The 15,491-nt window shown below is 72.7% G+C and carries 13 protein-coding genes; 9 read left to right on the forward strand and 4 right to left on the reverse strand.

The features are described 5' to 3' along the window. The first annotated feature begins 157 nt into the window (after nucleotides 1–157). Nucleotides 158–1,318, forward strand: a complete 1,161-nt coding sequence (locus CTJ15_RS05330; RefSeq protein ID WP_026033152.1) for a nicotinate phosphoribosyltransferase — start codon at nucleotides 158–160, stop codon at nucleotides 1,316–1,318. Between the two features lie 54 nt (nucleotides 1,319–1,372). Here the strand turns inward: CTJ15_RS05330 and CTJ15_RS05335 are convergent, their stop codons facing one another. Next, nucleotides 1,373–1,612 (reverse strand): hypothetical protein, encoded by a 240-nt coding sequence (locus CTJ15_RS05335; protein ID WP_019460943.1) that lies wholly within the window; start codon nucleotides 1,610–1,612, stop codon nucleotides 1,373–1,375. A gap of 223 nt (nucleotides 1,613–1,835) precedes the next feature. On the opposite strand from CTJ15_RS05335, the gene CTJ15_RS05340 reads away from it, so the two are divergent. Beyond that, a complete protein-coding gene (locus tag CTJ15_RS05340) occupies nucleotides 1,836–4,154 on the forward strand; it encodes a methyl-accepting chemotaxis protein (RefSeq protein ID WP_099781290.1) in 2,319 nt (772 codons plus the stop codon). Between the two features lie 30 nt (nucleotides 4,155–4,184). Here the strand turns inward: CTJ15_RS05340 and CTJ15_RS05345 are convergent, their stop codons facing one another. Beyond that, on the reverse strand, nucleotides 4,185–5,246 hold the full coding sequence (locus CTJ15_RS05345) for a 2OG-Fe(II) oxygenase (protein WP_099781291.1): 1,062 nt from the start codon (nucleotides 5,244–5,246) through the stop codon (nucleotides 4,185–4,187). Between the two features lie 133 nt (nucleotides 5,247–5,379). On the opposite strand from CTJ15_RS05345, the gene CTJ15_RS05350 reads away from it, so the two are divergent. The 5 genes from CTJ15_RS05350 to cysS all read left to right on the forward strand — a co-directional run bounded on the left by CTJ15_RS05350 (nucleotide 5,380) and on the right by cysS (nucleotide 11,277). Beyond that, nucleotides 5,380–6,405, forward strand: coding sequence for a DMT family transporter (locus CTJ15_RS05350; RefSeq protein ID WP_226946050.1), 1,026 nt, complete (start codon nucleotides 5,380–5,382; stop codon nucleotides 6,403–6,405). Nucleotides 6,406–6,524: 119 nt separating this feature from the next. Next, a complete protein-coding gene (locus tag CTJ15_RS05355) occupies nucleotides 6,525–8,120 on the forward strand; it encodes a nitrilase-related carbon-nitrogen hydrolase (RefSeq protein ID WP_075823001.1) in 1,596 nt (531 codons plus the stop codon). Nucleotides 8,121–8,130: 10 nt separating this feature from the next. Then, a complete protein-coding gene (locus tag CTJ15_RS05360) occupies nucleotides 8,131–8,511 on the forward strand; it encodes a hypothetical protein (RefSeq protein WP_019460949.1) in 381 nt (126 codons plus the stop codon). Next, nucleotides 8,508–9,836, forward strand: a complete 1,329-nt coding sequence (gltX, locus tag CTJ15_RS05365; protein ID WP_019460950.1) for a glutamate--tRNA ligase — start codon at nucleotides 8,508–8,510, stop codon at nucleotides 9,834–9,836. Before CTJ15_RS05360 ends, gltX begins: the two co-directional genes overlap by 4 nt. A gap of 10 nt (nucleotides 9,837–9,846) precedes the next feature. Further along, nucleotides 9,847–11,277 (forward strand): cysteine--tRNA ligase, encoded by a 1,431-nt coding sequence (cysS, locus tag CTJ15_RS05370; RefSeq protein WP_171982289.1) that lies wholly within the window; start codon nucleotides 9,847–9,849, stop codon nucleotides 11,275–11,277. Between the two features lie 37 nt (nucleotides 11,278–11,314). Here the strand turns inward: cysS and CTJ15_RS05375 are convergent, their stop codons facing one another. Next, the gene (locus CTJ15_RS05375; protein ID WP_099781292.1) at nucleotides 11,315–12,100 is read right to left on the reverse strand and encodes a class I SAM-dependent methyltransferase; all 786 of its coding nucleotides are present in this window, start codon (nucleotides 12,098–12,100) and stop codon (nucleotides 11,315–11,317) included. Between the two features lie 236 nt (nucleotides 12,101–12,336). Here CTJ15_RS05375 and CTJ15_RS05380 point away from each other — a divergent pair, with 236 nt between their 5' ends. Beyond that, complete coding sequence (locus tag CTJ15_RS05380; protein WP_019460953.1) at nucleotides 12,337–12,720, forward strand: DUF305 domain-containing protein; 384 nt, start codon at nucleotides 12,337–12,339, stop codon at nucleotides 12,718–12,720. An 85-nt stretch (nucleotides 12,721–12,805) separates the two neighbouring features. Further along, a complete protein-coding gene (locus CTJ15_RS05385) occupies nucleotides 12,806–13,609 on the forward strand; it encodes an RNA methyltransferase (protein ID WP_075822778.1) in 804 nt (267 codons plus the stop codon). 147 nt (nucleotides 13,610–13,756) lie between these two features. Here CTJ15_RS05385 and ggt read toward each other — a convergent pair whose 3' ends face one another. Next, nucleotides 13,757–15,451 carry a gamma-glutamyltransferase gene (gene ggt, locus CTJ15_RS05390; protein WP_075822777.1) on the reverse strand — a complete coding sequence of 565 codons (1,695 nt, stop codon included), beginning with the start codon at nucleotides 15,449–15,451 and terminating at the stop codon, nucleotides 13,757–13,759. Nucleotides 15,452–15,491 lie beyond the last annotated feature (40 nt).

A 15,491-nucleotide genomic window follows, 5' to 3' on the forward strand; every position in this document is an offset into this window, starting at 1 on the left:
GGGCGCGGTGCGGATCTGCATCGCCCCGGCGGCATGGGTGGCCTCCCGGCGGCATGTCACAGTCCACCGGGCCAGGCTGGGCGGTGCGTCAGCCGGGAAGGCGCGCGGTGCCCACGGCATGCCGCGCGGGACGATGGATCGAGGGAAGGACAGAGGCATGGCGGAGCCCCCGGCAGGACCGGCCCCGAGCAGGGCGGAGATGGAGGCGGAGATCACCGCCCGCACCGACAGCTACTTCAACCGCACCAAGGCGATCGTGACGGCCCATGGCGACTGCCGCGTCACCTATGCCGTCTTCCTGCGTCGGCCCGTGATCTCCGCGCCGCGCCTCGCGCTGGAATGGCTGCGGCGTGTGACGGCCGAGCGCGGGCTGGAGGTGCAGATCGACCTGATGCACCCCGAGGGAAGCTGGGTCGGCGCCGGCGATCCGCTGCTCTACGTCACCGGCTCCTTCGTGGGGCTGGTGGACCTGGAGACGCTGCTGCTGCAGCAGGTGGGGCCGCCCTGCGTCGCCGCGCACAACGCCTACCAGATGTGCCTGGAACTGCCGAGGATCCCCTTCCTGGCCATGGATGCGCGGCACTGCGCCGGCGCCGACATGCAGGAGATGATGGCCTATGCCGCCGCCGTCGGCGGCGACGCCGCCCGCAAGGAGGGCGCTCGCGGCTTCGTCGGCAATGCCAGCAACGCCACCGCCCACTGGTTCGGCACCCCGGCCGGGCTGGGCACGATGCCGCATGCGCTGATCGGCTATGCCGGCTCCACCCTGCGCGCCGCCGAGATGTTCCGCGAGACCTATCCGGACGACGACCTGACCGTGCTGACCGACTATTTCGGCCGGGAGATCGCGGACGGGCTGGAGGTCTGCCGTCGCTTCCCGGATCTCGCCGCCGCGGGCCGGATCTCCGTGCGGCTGGACACGCATGGCGGCCGCTACCTGGAAACGCTCGACCCCGGCGAATCCTACGCGGTGCTGGAGCGCAACATGCCCGGCGCCATCCGCCGCTACCGCACCGAGGAGGAATTGCGCTTCCTGGTCGGCACCGGCGTTTCCGCCGCCGCCATCTGGCGGATGCGGGAGGCGCTGGACAAGGCCGGCTTCCCGAAGGTGCGGATCATCGCCTCCTCCGGCTTCTCCGTCGCCAAGTGCCGCGTGATGTCGGAGGCCAGGGCGCCGCTCGATGTCGTCGGCACCGGCTCCTTCATCCCCGATCGCTGGAGCGAGACCTACGCCACGGCGGATATCGTGGCCTATGACGGGGTGCCGCGGGTCAAGGTCGGGCGCGAGTTCCTGCTGCGGGGCGGCAGGCCCGGCTGAGGCGGGGGCCGGAGGGCTCTTCCGCGCCGGCGGAATGCCCCCGGCAGGCCCGTTTCAGGGAAACGGGGCCAGAAGAACGAAGGTTCTGGCGGTATCGAGGATATCCAGCCCGAAATGCCGGCAGGCATCCTCCATCAGCCGAACGGCCAGCACGGTCAGCGCGACCACGATCATGCCGAGGGCGGTCCTTGCCCCGGCCTGGGTGACGAGCAGCGCCTGCATGTTCTGCTGCGTCCCGGGGCGCACGACCTGGCGCCTCCACAGGTGCAGCTGCCGCTTCCAGTCCTCCAGCATGGCGCCTCGTCTTCCACTGCGTGACGGAGGCCCGCCCCCGGGAGAGGCGGAGCCGGGATTCCGTGTGCGCAGACTGCCACCGATGCAAAGTTCGAGATAGGGGTCGTTTTTTGATACGGCTCGGATGGCGCATCACGAGTCTGGTGACGGAGCCGTGCCGCCGTTCACCGGCCCTTCACCTTCCCGGAGGTATCCTTCGCCCATTTGAAGGGTGAAAGTGTGAATGCGCCTGTATCGTGATCTTTCCGTGGGACGGAAACTGGCGGTCTCGGCCGGGCTGACGCTGCTTCTTCTGGGGATGCTGCCGGCTGTGACCTGGCAGGAAGCCGGCAATATCGCCCGGCAGGCGGACGAGTTCTCCGGCGCCAACAGGGCCTCGCTGCGCCTCAACGACCTGTCCGGCAAGGTCCAGTCCGTCCCGGCCCTGGCGCTCACCCTGCGCGATGCACAGACCGGGGACGCCGTGCGGGACGCCGAGGCGCGGGCGAGGCAACTGCTGCGGCAGGCGGAGGAGCAGGGGCCGGCTCTCCTGCGCGAGTTGCCGGAGGCGTTGCAGGCGCGCCTGGCGGAAATGCCCACGCTGCTGCGGGACTATGCCGGCGCGGTCGACGAGATGGCCGAAAACCGCCTGCGCCTGTTGCAGGCGCGCGACGGGCGCTTCTATCCCATCAGCGCCGCCATCGACCAGACGATGGAAAGCGTGCTCAGCGCCGTCGAGTTCGATACGGACAGCAATTCCGCGGCCACCGAGCTGCGGGAGCGGATGGCGAGCTTCCAGAACGCGGTGAACGACATCCGCTTCGGCCTCCAGCGCTTCCTGGCCACGCAGGACGCCCAGCAGACGCGCCGCATCCGCTCCGCCATCGCGAAGCAGAGGGTGCATCTGCAATCCGCGCTGAGCGTGCCGATGGCCGAGCGTTTGAAGGAGGATGTGCGGAAGGCGGGCCAGCTCGCGGCCGAGCTGGTCGCGGCGACGGACGAGATCCTGGGCGCCGGGGAGGCGCTGGAAGGCATCATGGCCCAGCGGATCCAACCCGGCGCCCAGGCCCTGCGGGAGCTCGGCGACAGCACCGGCCACGCCCTGGCGGAGCGTGTGGCGCAGGCGGATACGGGGGTGGCGGGCTCGATCCGGCGGCTGTGGAAGTTGCCGCTGATCCTGGGCGGCGTCGTGACGCTGCTGCTGGCGGTTTCCGGCTGGATCAGTGCCCGCGCCATCGGGGCGCCGATGCGGCGCCTGGCCGGCGCGGTCGCCGCCATCGCCGGCGGCGACGTGGGTCGGCCCGTGCCCGACCGCAACCGGCGCGACGAGATCGGGGCGATCGCCCAGGCACTGGAACGGCTGCGCGCCGTGGCGGGGGACGCCTTCGCTCGCGGGCAGATGATCGAGCAGCTGCCGGTCGGCATCATGACCGCCGACCCGAAGGACGGGTTCCGCATCACCTACGTCAATGCGGGCATGGTCGCGCTGCTGGAGCGGCTGCGCGGCGTGCTGCCCTGTGCGCCGGAGGCGGTGAAGGGCCGGAGCATCGACATCTTCCACCACCATCCCGGAGAGGTGCGTGCGATCCTTTCCGACCCGGCGCGGCTGCCCCACCGCACCCGGATCAAGCTGGGCGACGAGGTCTTCGACCTGCGGGCCAGCGCCATCACCGACGCCGCCGGCGGCTATGTCGGGCCGATGCTGAGCTGGACCCTGGCGACGGAGCAGGCGAGGCTGGCCGATGTCTTCGAGGGCGAGGTGGGCCGCCAGGTGGAGGGCGTGGCCAGCCGGGCCGACGAGCTGCGCCAGGCGGTGGCGGCGGTTTCCGCCTCCGCCGCGGATTCCGGTGACCGCGCCCGCCAAGTGGCCGAGATCTCCCGCCAGTCCAGCGCCGACGTGCAGGCGGTGGCGGCGGCGGCGGAGGAGATGGCCGCCAGTGTCAACGAGATCACCCGCCGCGTCGGCGAGGCCGCGAGCGTGGCGGGGCAGGCGGTGAGCGAGGTGCAGTCCACCGATTCCATCGTGCGTTCGCTGAGCGAGAGCGCGGGACGCATCGGCGACGTGGTGCGGCTGATCTCCGACATTGCGGGGCAGACCAACCTGCTGGCGCTGAACGCGACGATCGAGGCGGCGCGGGCCGGCGAAGCGGGCAAGGGCTTCGCGGTGGTCGCCGGGGAGGTGAAGGGCCTGGCCGCGCAGACCGCCCGCGCCACCGAGGAGATCACCGCGCAGATCGGCCAGATGCAGTCGGCGACGGCCGAGGCGGTTTCCGCCATCCAGGGCATCGGCAGCACGGTGGAGCGCACCAGCGAGATCGCCACGGCCATCGCGGCGGCGGTGGAGCAGCAGGGCAGCACGACGCGCGAGATCGCCCGCTCGGCGGCGCAGATGGCGGAGGGCAGCGGCATGGTGGCCGACGCCATCGTCCAGGTGCAGGGTGCCGCGGAGCAGACCGGCGCGGCGGCGGCGCAGATCATGGCCGCCAGCGGCGACCTGTCCGAGCGCGCGGCCAGCCTGCGTGCCCAGGCGGGCAGCTTCCTGGGGGCGATCCGGGCCGCGTGACGGCCGGGGAGGGCGCCGGGCCGGGGCGGTTCAGCCCTGCATCCGGACGGCGCCCCCCAGGTTGGCACCCTGGCCGGCGCCACGCTGGCGGATCATGTCCTGTTCCGCCTGCGCGCCCTCGGCATCGGTGAGGAAGGTGAAGATCGCGAAGCGGCGGCCGCGCGTGACCGGCAGGGCCTCGTGCAGCAGGTCGCAGCAGAAGACCGCACCGCCGCCGGCCTCCGGCGCATACCGGTCGGGGCCGAATTCGGGGAAGGCGATGGTGCCGCCGTCATAGTCCATCCCCTGGCTGTTGAGGTTCAGGCTGAGCGCGAAGCGGCGGTGCCGGGTGAAGGGTGTGCGGTTGTCGCGATGCGCGCCAAAGGCCCCGGCATCCGCGGAATCGTAGCAGCCGATGCGGGGCGGCTCGAAGCTGGCGGCGCGGAAGCGGAAGGCGCGCATCATCTCCGGCAGCACGCGCCGCTTCAGGCGCTCGGCGAAACTGGCATAGAGCTGTCGGTTGTCCAGCGCGACATCGGCGCGCCGCTTGATGCTGGCGGCGGCACTGGCGGCGCCGGCGGCGCTGGCCACGCGGTCCTTCATCTTCTCCCCGGCCTGCCAGTGCCGCAGCAGGGCGGAGATCAGCGCCGGCTCCAGGATGTCGGGGATGATCAGCACCGGGGCCGGGGCGCTGCGCAGCACCGGCGGGGCGGGCGGCACCAGCGTGTCGAGCACCTCCTCCAGCGCCCCGGGGCCGGCGGCGACATGGCCGATCTTGCCGCGCGCCAGCAGCACCGCGGCGCCGCCCTCCGCCCCCAGGCCCAGCATGCCGGCGAGCTGCCGTTCCGGATCGAAGACGCGGGACAGCGCTTCCTCGCGCAGGATGCCGTCCGGCGGCGCCGCCTCCACCAGCACCAGCATGGCGCCGAGGGCACGGGCCGCGCGCTCCGCCTCCAGCAGCGCCGCCTCCGCCGGGAAGGGCGGCAGCAGCAGGATGCGGTGCAGGTGGGCGATGGACTGGTGCGTCGCGTCCCAGGCCCCGCCCTGCGCATCCGGCAGGGTCAGCGAGGCGACGAAATCCCCAGGGCTGAGGCGCGGCAGGGTCTGGCTCATGTCCTGGTTTGTCCCGCGCCATGGCCGGAGATGGCAAGGGGGCCGGTGGGGGAGCATCGCCGTGGCGCTGGGCAGGGCAGGCCGCCCCCATGGGAATGGACAGCGATGCTGACCTGCCGCAGTCTCGGCCGCCATGCCCGATTGCGCCGCCCGGCCCCTGCCACCCCGCTCGTCCATCCCGCGCCCCTCCCAGCAGCACCCGGGGTCGGCGGAGGAGGCAGCCCTGCCCGGGCGTGTGCCCCGCGACCCCGCGGCGGCGGCCCGGGAGTGGCGTCTGGGGCTGCTCTGCATGCTGGGCGTGCTGGTCTGCTGGTCGGGCTTCCTGCTGTCCGGGCGGCTCTCGACCAGGCAGGCCTTCACCGCGGGCGACATGGCGGCGCTGCGCTTCACCGGCAGCCTGCTGGCCGGGCTTGCGGTGGTCGCCTGGCGGGGGTGGCCACGCCTTTCCCTGGTCCGGGGCGCGGCGCTCGCCTTCTGCGCCGGCTTCGGCTACGCGCTGCCCGTCTATGCGGGCTTCGCCTATGCCCCGACCGCCCATGCCGGGGTGATGCTGATCGGCACATTGCCCTTCGTCACCACCGCCCTGGCGGTTGTTTTCCTCGGCGAGCGCTGGTCGCGGCAGCGCGTCCTGTCCCTGCTGGTGGTGGCGCTCGGCATCGCGCTGCTGGCCGGGGCGACGCTGGGCGAGCATCCGGGCGCCTGGCGCGGCGACCTGCTATTCCTGCTCGCGGGGGTGTTCTGGTCCGTCTACACGCTGCTGGTGCGGCGCTGGCGCGTGCCGGCGCTGACGGCGGTGCTGTCCGTTTCGCTGCTGCCGGCGCCGGTCTTCCTGCCGCTCTGGTACTTCGCCCTGCCCAGCAACCTGCCGACCATCGGCTGGGGGCCGGTGCTCTGGCAATTCGCCTATCAGGGCGTAATCGCGGCGGTGATGGCGAGCTTCCTCTACACGCGGGCGGTGAATGCGCTGGGGGCGGCGACCGCCACGACCATCACCGCCTTCGTGCCCGCCCTGGCCGCCATCGCCGCCTGGCCGCTGCTGGGCGAGGCGCTGGAGCCCGGCGGGATGGCTGGGGTGGCACTGGTCTCGGCCGGGATCATCCTGGGGGTGCTGGGCCCCTGGGGCCGCCGCCGCGCGGCCGGAACGCAGGGGGAGGAATAGGCCCGGCGGGACCATTCCGCGCCGTTCTCAACATCACCAATTAATACTTTGTTTTACTACAGATATTTTCAGGCTTCCGTGAATTCCCCCGGGGGGCGCTCTGATCTAGCCTCCTGGTCATGCCAGAATCCGCCTCCCTGCGCATCGCCTTGGCCCAGACCGATCCCTGGATGGGGGACATACGGCGCAACGTCGCCCGCCTCCTGGCGCTGCGCGCCGAGGCCGCTGCGCAGGGGGCCGACCTGCTGGTGGCGCCGCGCCTGGCCCTGCTGGGCGCGCCGCCGGAGGACCTGGCGCGCGATCCCGCCGTGCTGTCCGCCTGCGAGGCGGCGATCCGGCATCTGGCCGAAGCCACCGGGGATGGCGGGCCCGGCCTGCTGCTCGGCGCGCCCTGGCGCGAGGCCGGGCGCTGCCACGACGCCGCCTTCCTGCTCGATGGCGGGCAGGTCCGCGCGCGGCGGGCGCGGCATGAGCCGGGCGAGCCCGGGCTGGCGGAGGATGTCATGCTCTTCGCCACCGGCCCGGCGCCCGGGCCGATGGTCTTCCGCGGCCTGCGCCTGGGCGTGATGGTGGGGGCGGATGCCGCCGGGCCGGCCGTGGCGGAGACCCTGTCCGAAAGCGGCGCCGAGCTCCTGCTGGCCCTGGAGGCCGATCCCTTCCGGCCGGGCGGGGCGGAGCGGCGCATCGACCGGGCGGTGGCCAGGGTGGTGGAGACCGGCCTGCCGCTGCTCTCGGTCAACCTTGTCGGGGCGCAGGACGGCATTGCCTTCGACGGCGCTTCCTTCGCCCTGAATGCCGACCGCCGTCTGGCCCTGCGCCTGCCCGGCCTGGCCGAGACCCTGGGCATCTCGGAATGGCGGCAGGGCGGCGCGGGCTGGGAGGCGGTGCCGCAGCCCCTGCCCGAACCGCCCGGGGAGGCGGGGCTGCTCTGGGAGGCGCTGCTGACCGGACTGCGCGCCCAGTTGATGAAGAACGGCCATGGCGAGATCCTGCTGGAGCTGGACGGCACTCCGGCGGCGGCGCTGACGGCCCTGCTGGCGGTGGAGGCCATCGGCGCCGCGCGGGTGCGGGCGGTGCTGCTGCCGGGGCTCGGCATCCGCTCCGGCCGGCGGGCGGCGGAATGCGCCCTGCGCCTGGGCATCGGCACGGACACGCTGCCGACCGGCTCCGCGACCGGCGCAGTCCATTCGGTGCTGGGGGCGGAGGCCCGGGACCTCGACGTCTCGCCGCGCCTGCGCCACCTGCTGCTGGAGGCCCTGGCCGAGGTGCGCGGGGCGCTGCTGCTGTCCTCCGGCACGCGGTCCCGCTACCTGCTGGGGCTGATGGGGCCGGGGGCCTATGCGCCGCTCTCCGGCCTCTACGACAGTGAGGCCGCCGTGCTTGCCCGCTGGGGGCTGGAGCGGGGCTGGCTGACCGAGGTGCTGCTGCGCCCCTCCGAGGCTCCGGCTCCGGACCTGCCCGCCGGCCTGCCCCCGGTGGAACGGCTCGACCCCATCCTGCGGGTCCTGGCGGGGGAGGCCGGGACGGGTGACAGGCCGCCCCTGGACGCGCTGCTGCGGGACGGGCATGACCGGGCGACGGTGCTGCGGGTCTGGCGTTTGATGGACGGGGCCGCGTACAAGCGCCGGACCTCGCCGCCGGGCTGGGGGATCGGTCCCGCCGGCCCGGCCCGGCACACCCCGATCACGAACGGATTTACGGCCCAACTGGCATGACGCTTCCGGCATGAGCGACCTTTTCTCCCCCGAGGGCGGCTATGCCGTCCGTATCCGCGACCTGTCCGGCGGCAATGGCGCCGAGCCGGTGGAAACGATCCGCGGCTTCGAGAGCCTGGCCCATGCCAATGCCTTCGCCCGCCGCTATGTGCGGGATTCGGTCGAGCGCTGCCGTGCCCCCGGCATGACGGGCGAAGATGTGCTCGCCGCCTGGTTCGCCTTCGGCGAGGATGCCGACGTGACCGGCGCCGGCGGCGAGGGCTGGACCAGCGGCGCCGAGGTGAAGGGCTTCGCCGCGACGCGCGCCACCGATGCCGAGGAGCGCAACTGGCGCGTCCTCGACCCGCGCCGGCTGGACGGGAATGACGAGGAGGGGGAGGACGAGGCATGAAGGTCCGCTTCGCCCCCAGCCCGACCGGCTACATCCATGTCGGCAATGCCCGGGCCGCGCTGGCCAACTGGCTCTTTGCGCGGCAGAAGGGCGGGCAGTTCCTGCTGCGCCTCGACGACACCGACACGGAGCGCTCCAAGCCCGAATATGCCCGGGCGATCGAGGAGGACCTGCGCTGGCTTGGCCTCGACTGGGACGAGTTCCTGCGCCAGTCCGACCGCACCGCCCGCTACGAGGCTGCCGCGGAGAAGCTGAAGGCGCTGGGCCGGCTCTATCCCTGCCTGGAGAGCGAGGAGGAGCTGGAGTTCAAGCGCGAGCAGCGCCGCCGCCAGAACAAGCCGCCGGTCTATGACCGCGCCGCGCTGCGGATGACGCCGGAGCAGCTCGCCAAGGCCGAGGCGAACGGCAAGCGGCCCTACTGGCGCTTCAAGCTCTCGGGCGGCGAGGCGGCGTGGCGCGACATGGTGCTGGGCGACCGGCGGGTGAAGCTGCCGGCGCTCTCCGACCCGGTGCTGGTGCGGGCGGACGGCACCTTCCTCTATACCTTCACCTCGGTGGTGGACGACCTGGAGACGGGGATCACCCATGTCATCCGGGGCGAGGACCATGTCACCAACACGGGCATCCAGCTCGACATCATGGGCGCGCTGGGCATGGGGCGGGAGATCCGCTTCGCCCATCTGCCGCTGCTGGTGGATGCCGAGGGCGCGCCCCTGTCCAAGCGGCTGAACAGCGTCTCGCTGCGCCAGTTCCGCCGCGACGGGATCGAGCCGGCGGCGCTGGCCGGCTACCTCGCCGCGCTGGGCGCTCCGCGCGACCCGGTGCCCGCCATGCCGGCGGATCTGGTGGCGGGCTGGTCGCTGGAGGGGCTGTCCCGCTCCGCCGCGCGCTTCGACCCGCGGCAGATGCTGGCGCTGAACCGGAAATACCTGCACGGGCTGGATTTCGCCGCCGTGCGCGACCGGCTGCCGCCGGAGGCCACGGAGGCGTTCTGGCTGGCGGTCCGGGGCAATCTCGACACGCTGGGGGAAGCAAAGGACTGGCTCGACGTGGTCGAGGGGGATATCCTTCCCTCCGAGCAGCCCGAGGAGGCGGATTTTCTCCGCGCCGCCCTCGCCTGCCTGCCCGAGGAGCCCTGGAACGGTGACACCTGGTCGCGATGGACGGCGGAACTGGCGGGACGCACGGGGCGCAAGGGCCGCCTGTTGTTCTGGCCGCTGCGCCGGGCGCTGACCGGCGAGGAACACGGGCCCGACCTCAAGGCCCTTCTGCCGCTGATCGGGCGCGAACGCGCCGTGCAGCGGCTCACCGCCTCGGCGGGATGAGTTTCGGTTGATGCAGATCCAGCTCCATGACAGCGCCCAGCGGCGCAAGCGCGACTTCACGCCGATCGACCCGGGAAACATCCGCATCTATGTCTGCGGCCCGACGGTCTATGACCTCGCGCATCTCGGCAATGCGCGGCCGGTCGTCGTCTTCGACGTACTGGCGCGCTTCCTGCGCCGCGCCTTCCCGGGCGTCACCTATGTCCGCAACATCACGGACGTGGATGACAAGATCAACGCGCGCTCGCGCGAGACGGGCGAGCCCATCGCCGCCATCACCGCGCGCACGGCGGCGGATTTCCATGCCGACATGGCGGCGCTGAACTGCGCGCCGCCGGACCACGAGCCGCGCGCGACCGAGACGATCCCCGAGATGATCGCGATCATCGAGCGGCTGATCGCCAACGACTATGCCTATGCGGCGGAGGGGCATGTGCTCTTCTCCGTCTCGGCCTATGCCGAGTACGGGCGGCTCTCGGGCCGCGATCCGGAGGAGATGCTGGCCGGTGCCCGCGTCGAGGTCGCGCCCTATAAGCGCGATCCGGGCGATTTCGTGCTCTGGAAACCCTCCGACAGCGAGACGCCGGGCTGGGACAGCCCCTGGGGCCGTGGCCGCCCCGGCTGGCATATCGAGTGCTCCGCCATGTCGTGGAAGTATCTCGGCGAGGAGTTCGACATCCATGGCGGCGGGCAGGATCTGCTCTTCCCGCACCATGAGAACGAGGTGGCGCAGAGCTGCTGCGCCTTCCCCGGCAGCCATTTCGCGCATTACTGGGTGCACAACGGCATGCTCCGGGTGAATGGCGAGAAGATGTCGAAGTCGCTCGGCAACTTCCTTACCGTGCGCGACATCCTGGCCCACGGGCCCTGGGCGGGCGAGGCTTTCCGCCTGCTGCTGCTGCGTACCCACTACCGCTCCGAGATCGACTACACGCTGGATCGGCTGGAGGAGGCGAAGCGGGAGCTGGACGATTTCTACGCCCTGCTGGCCCGCATCCCGGGCGATGCGGCGGCCGACGAGGAACAGGCCGCGCGCCTTGCCGCCTGGGCGCTGGAGCCGCTGGCCGACGACCTGAACACGCCGCTGGCGCTGGCCCGGCTGCGCGACCTGCGCACGCTGGCCAATATCGGCGCCGTGGGCGGTTCCGCGACGGTGGTACTGGGCCGCATCGGCCTGTCCGAGGCGCCGGAGCCGGGCACGGCGGCGGCGGCGCTGCGCGAGGCCGCCGGGGTGCTGGGGCTGCTGTCCAGCGATCCGCAGGGCTGGCGCCAAGGGGGAGCGGATGGCGAGGCGGCGGCGATCGAGGCCGCCATCGCGGCACGCCTCGCCGCCCGCAAGGCGCGCGACTGGGCCGAGGCAGACCGCATCCGCGACGATCTCGCCGCGAAGGGCGTTGTGCTGGAGGACGGGCCGAAGGGCACCACCTGGCGCCGGGCCTGAGCCGGCGGCGGAGCGTCCGGGACGAGCGCTCCGCCGTTCAGCCCTTCCGCACCCGGACATGCAGGAAGAGCGGCGCCACCCGCGTATCCGCCACCGTCGGCACCTGCCGCGCCAGTTCCTCGCTGGCGCAGGGCTCGCCCATCGCCTCGATGCGCAGCCGGGCCGCCAGGATGATCGAGACCCAGCCCGACAGGGTGCGGTAGAAGCGGGGCGTGCGGAAGGGCGGGATGCCGGCGCGTTCCTCCACCGGCAGGGTGGAGAAATGCCATTCGTCCACGGCGCCGCCGGTGTCGTCGAAGTAGCGCGACACCTCCACTCCCAGCACCATGCCCTCCCCGTCACGCAGCACGCGCCGCCGGGGCGGGGCGAAGCAGGGGTGCAGGATCGAGAACTGCAGGAAGCCGCCGGGACGCAGCACCCGCGCCGCCTCGCGCAGCGCCTGGGCCTGGTCGGGCATGTCCATCAGCGACATGAATGCCGTGGCGAAGTCGAAGCGCGCATCGGGGAAGGGCAGGGCGGTGCCGTCCCCCACGCCATAGGCGATGCCGAGCGGTTCCGCCGCCTCGGCCTCCCGCGCATGGCGGATGAAGGTGGGGGCGATGTCCACCGCCCGCATCCGCGCGCCGAGCCGGGCGAGCTGCCGCGTGTTGGCGCCCTCGCCGCAGCCGATATCGATCCCCTCGAGCTTGGCCACGGGCGGCAGCATCGCCAGGAAGGCCGGCGTGTTCAGCGCGTCGCGGTACACGTCCATCCCGGCGCGGACCTGACGCGTCCAGTGCTCCGCATTGGCTTCCCAGTGCGCGGCGACTTCGGCGTGATCCATGGCGGCGCATTCCTGTTCCGGCGTGCGGGGAGGGCCGGGACGCATGGCACGGGCCGGTGACAGGGGCATGACACTCCGGTTCCCGGGACATGACTGGGATGGGTCAGGGCCGCGCCGCCGAACGTGTCCGGAAAGGGCGAGGGCCGCCCTTGCCTTCCCGCAAGGGGAAGGCCGCAGCCCTGTCCTCCCAGGGGCCGGGCGGAGTCCGGCCCAGACGATCGGGAAGGAGAATCCCCATGTTCCGCACCCTGCTGCTGCTGGGTACCTTGACCCTCGCCCAGCCCGCCATGGCGCAGATGGCCGGTCATGGCACCCATGGCGCCTCGCCCGCCGCCCCCACGGCCCCGCCCACGGGCAGGGCGGCATCGAGCCCGAGCACGGCGGAATACCGTGCCGCGATGGAGCGGATGCACAAGGCCATGGACATCCCCTACACCGGGGATGCCGACAAGGACTTCGTGGCCGGGATGATCCCGCACCACCAAGGGGCGATCGACATGGCCCGGACCGTGCTGAAATATGGCAAGGACCCGGAGATCAGGAAGATCGCCCAGGACGTGATCGCGGCGCAGGAGCGGGAGATCAAGGAACTGGAGGCGATCCGCAAGCGGCTGAACTGAGCCCCGCGCGGCGGCCCCTTGCTCCCGGGCGCCCGGCGACGCATGCACGCGGCCTGACACGGGCGCGAGGCGGGAGAGCGAGGGCATGACGGGACGGGATGGCGGCGCGGACCTGCATCCGGCACCGGGCGAGAGCCCGATCGTGGTGCTGGTGCGGCCGCAGCTTGCCGACAATATCGGGGCCGTGGCGCGGGCCATGGCCAATGGCGGGCTGTTCCACCTGCGGCTCGTGGCGCCGCGCGACGGCTGGCCGCAGGAACGCGCCTGGGCCACGGCGAGCGGCGCCGGGCGCATCCTGGATGCCGCCACGGTGCACGAGACCGTGGATGGGGCGGTGGCGGACTGCCAGCGCGTCTTCGCCACCTGCCCCCGGCCGCGCCATGTGATCATCCCCGTGCGCACGGCGCGCGCCGCCGCCGAGGACCTGCGCGGGATCAACGGCCGGGGCCTGCGGGCAGCGGTGCTGTTCGGGCCGGAGCGCGCCGGGCTGGACAACGAGGACATGGCGCGGGCGGACACGCTGGTGCGCTATCCGCTGAACCCGGCGCACATGTCGCTGAACCTCGCCCAGGCGGTGATGGTGCTGGCCTATGAGTGGTGGACCGCCGCCGAAGCGACGCCGCCGCGCCAGCTCATGACCAACGAGACGCATGTCGCCAGCAAGGAGGAGCTGGAAGGCTTCCTCGGGCGCCTGACCTCCGAGCTGGATGCCTGCGGCTTCCTCAGCAACGCGCAGAAGCGGCCCGGGATGATCCGCAACCTGCGCCACCTCTTCCAGCGCGGCGAGGTGACGGAGCAGGAATTGCGGACCCTGCACGGCGTGGTGAGCGAGCTGTCGCGCGGGCGCATGAAGCGCGGGCGGCCGGAGGAGGACGAGGAGCCGGGTTGAGCCGGCCTCCTCATCCCGCCGGCGCCGCCCCGACCTTCCGGATGCCCTTGCGCGCGGCATAGGCGGCCCTGTCCATCGGCCTGCCGCTCCCTGCCTTGTGGGACCGGTTCCGTCATGCGGCGTGTGACGGAACGGTCGCGCGCGGTGTTACCGGCGCGCCTGTTCCAGCACGAAGCGCACGCCGGGCCTGGCCAGCCCGCCCGCCACGCCGATGGGCGTGCCGTCGGCGCGCCAGCAGGCGGCGCCGGTCATCATTCCCGCTTCCCCGAAGGCGATCAGGTTCATGCCGCCGCCCACGGTCGGCACCGTCGCCACCTCGTGGCCCATGGCGGCCAGCTCCTCCCGCACCGTGGGGGCGACGCCGCCCTCGGCCTCCAGCGCCAGGCCCTGGGTCCAGATCCGGGGGGCCTCCACCGCCTCCTGCGGGCTCATGCCGTGGTCGATCATGTTCAGCACCGCCTGCATGGCCGAGCCGAAGATCTTCAGCCCGCCCGGCAGGCCCAGCGCGAAGACCGGCCTGCCGTCGCGCAGCACGATGGTCGGCGCCATGGAGGTGGTGATGCGCTTGCCCGGCGCCACGGACTGGGCGAGGCCCGGGCGCGGGTCGAAGTTGCACATGTAGTTGTTGGGGATCAGCCCCAGCCCGGGGATGCGGACCCGCGCGCCGAAGAGGCCGTTGATGGTCTGCGTCATGGCCACGACGTTGCCGGCGGCATCGGCGGTGGTGACATGGGTGGTGTCGGCGCTCTCGTCGAGCGGTGCCACGCCGGGCGCCCAGTCGCGCGCATGGCCGGGGTCGAACCCGGCCCGCCGTTCCTCCGCATAGGGCCTGGAGACCAGCCGCTCCACCGGGATGCGCACGAAAGCCGGGTCGGCGGTGACCATGGCGCGGTCGGCGAAGGCGAGCTTCAGCGCCTCGGCGATCCGGTGCAGGGTCGGCGCCGTGCCGAAGCCCAGGGCACGGAGGTCGAAGCCCTCCAGGAAGTTCAGCATCTGCACCATGTGCATGCCGCCGGCGGAGGGGGCGGGGGGACCGACCACCTCATGCCCGCGATAGGTGCCGCGCACCGGCTCGCGCTCGACCGGGGCGGTGCTGGCGAGGTCCTCCCGCGTCAGGATGCCGCCGTTGCGGGCGAACCAGTCGCAGGCGGCCTGCCCCAGCGCGCCCCGGTAGAAGGCGTCCGGCCCCTCCTGCGCGATGGTGCGCAGCGTCTCGGCCGTGTCGCCCTGGACCAGCCGCGCCCCGGCCTTCAGCGGCGTGCCGCCGGGCAGGAAGACCCGCGCCATCTCCGGGTCCCGCGCCAGATCGCCCGCGGCATCGGCGATGCAGTCGGCGAGATAGGTGGTGACGGCGAAGCCCCGGGCCGCGTGGCGGATCGCCGGCTCCATCACATCCGCGAGCGGCAGCGTGCCGTAGCGGGCCAGGATGTCGCACCAGGCGCGCAGCGCGCCCGGCGAGGCGACGGCCAGGGGGCCGACCGTGTTGGCCCGGCCCAGCGTCTCCATGCGCCGCGCCGGGTCTTCGGAGGCCGGGGTGTACATCGTCCCCGACCCCGCCAGCGGCGCGGCGGAAAGCCCGTCCACGATGATGTGGCGCCCGTCGGCGAGGCGCAGATGCGTCAGCCCGCCGCCCAGCGGCCCGGTCATCATCGGCTCGACCACCGAAAGGGCGAAGAAGGCGGCGATGGCGGCGTCCACCGCATTGCCCCCGGCCGCCAGCATCTCGGCCGCGGCGGCGGAACCCAGCGGGTGGTTGGTCACCGCCATGCCGCGGCTGCCGCTGGCCGGGGCCTTCTGCGTGGTGAAGGGCGATCCCGCCCGAGCGCGCCAGCCGCCGTCCATAGACTTCCCCTCGCGTTGAAACGGGCGCACCATCCTCCCG

It is taken from the genome of Roseomonas sp. FDAARGOS_362, assembly GCF_002754815.1.
Taxonomy (GTDB): Bacteria; Pseudomonadota; Alphaproteobacteria; order Acetobacterales; family Acetobacteraceae; genus Roseomonas; species Roseomonas mucosa.

What these genes read in the sequence shown, in the direction of transcription:
- cysS (WP_171982289.1), top strand. Translation starts at nt 9,847, where the DNA reads ATGCAGATCCAGCTCCATGACAGCGCCCAGCGGCGCAAGCGCGACTTC.
- ggt (WP_075822777.1), bottom strand. Translation starts at nt 15,451, where the DNA reads ATGGACGGCGGCTGGCGCGCTCGGGCGGGATCGCCCTTCACCACGCAG.
- CTJ15_RS05375 (WP_099781292.1), bottom strand. Translation starts at nt 12,100, where the DNA reads ATGGATCACGCCGAAGTCGCCGCGCACTGGGAAGCCAATGCGGAGCAC.
- CTJ15_RS05360 (WP_019460949.1), top strand. Translation starts at nt 8,131, where the DNA reads ATGAGCGACCTTTTCTCCCCCGAGGGCGGCTATGCCGTCCGTATCCGC.
- CTJ15_RS05385 (WP_075822778.1), top strand. Translation starts at nt 12,806, where the DNA reads ATGACGGGACGGGATGGCGGCGCGGACCTGCATCCGGCACCGGGCGAG.
- CTJ15_RS05355 (WP_075823001.1), top strand. Translation starts at nt 6,525, where the DNA reads ATGCCAGAATCCGCCTCCCTGCGCATCGCCTTGGCCCAGACCGATCCC.
- CTJ15_RS05330 (WP_026033152.1), top strand. Translation starts at nt 158, where the DNA reads ATGGCGGAGCCCCCGGCAGGACCGGCCCCGAGCAGGGCGGAGATGGAG.
- CTJ15_RS05350 (WP_226946050.1), top strand. Translation starts at nt 5,380, where the DNA reads ATGCCCGATTGCGCCGCCCGGCCCCTGCCACCCCGCTCGTCCATCCCG.
- CTJ15_RS05380 (WP_019460953.1), top strand. Translation starts at nt 12,337, where the DNA reads ATGTTCCGCACCCTGCTGCTGCTGGGTACCTTGACCCTCGCCCAGCCC.
- gltX (WP_019460950.1), top strand. Translation starts at nt 8,508, where the DNA reads ATGAAGGTCCGCTTCGCCCCCAGCCCGACCGGCTACATCCATGTCGGC.
- CTJ15_RS05345 (WP_099781291.1), bottom strand. Translation starts at nt 5,246, where the DNA reads ATGAGCCAGACCCTGCCGCGCCTCAGCCCTGGGGATTTCGTCGCCTCG.
- CTJ15_RS05335 (WP_019460943.1), bottom strand. Translation starts at nt 1,612, where the DNA reads ATGCTGGAGGACTGGAAGCGGCAGCTGCACCTGTGGAGGCGCCAGGTC.
- CTJ15_RS05340 (WP_099781290.1), top strand. Translation starts at nt 1,836, where the DNA reads ATGCGCCTGTATCGTGATCTTTCCGTGGGACGGAAACTGGCGGTCTCG.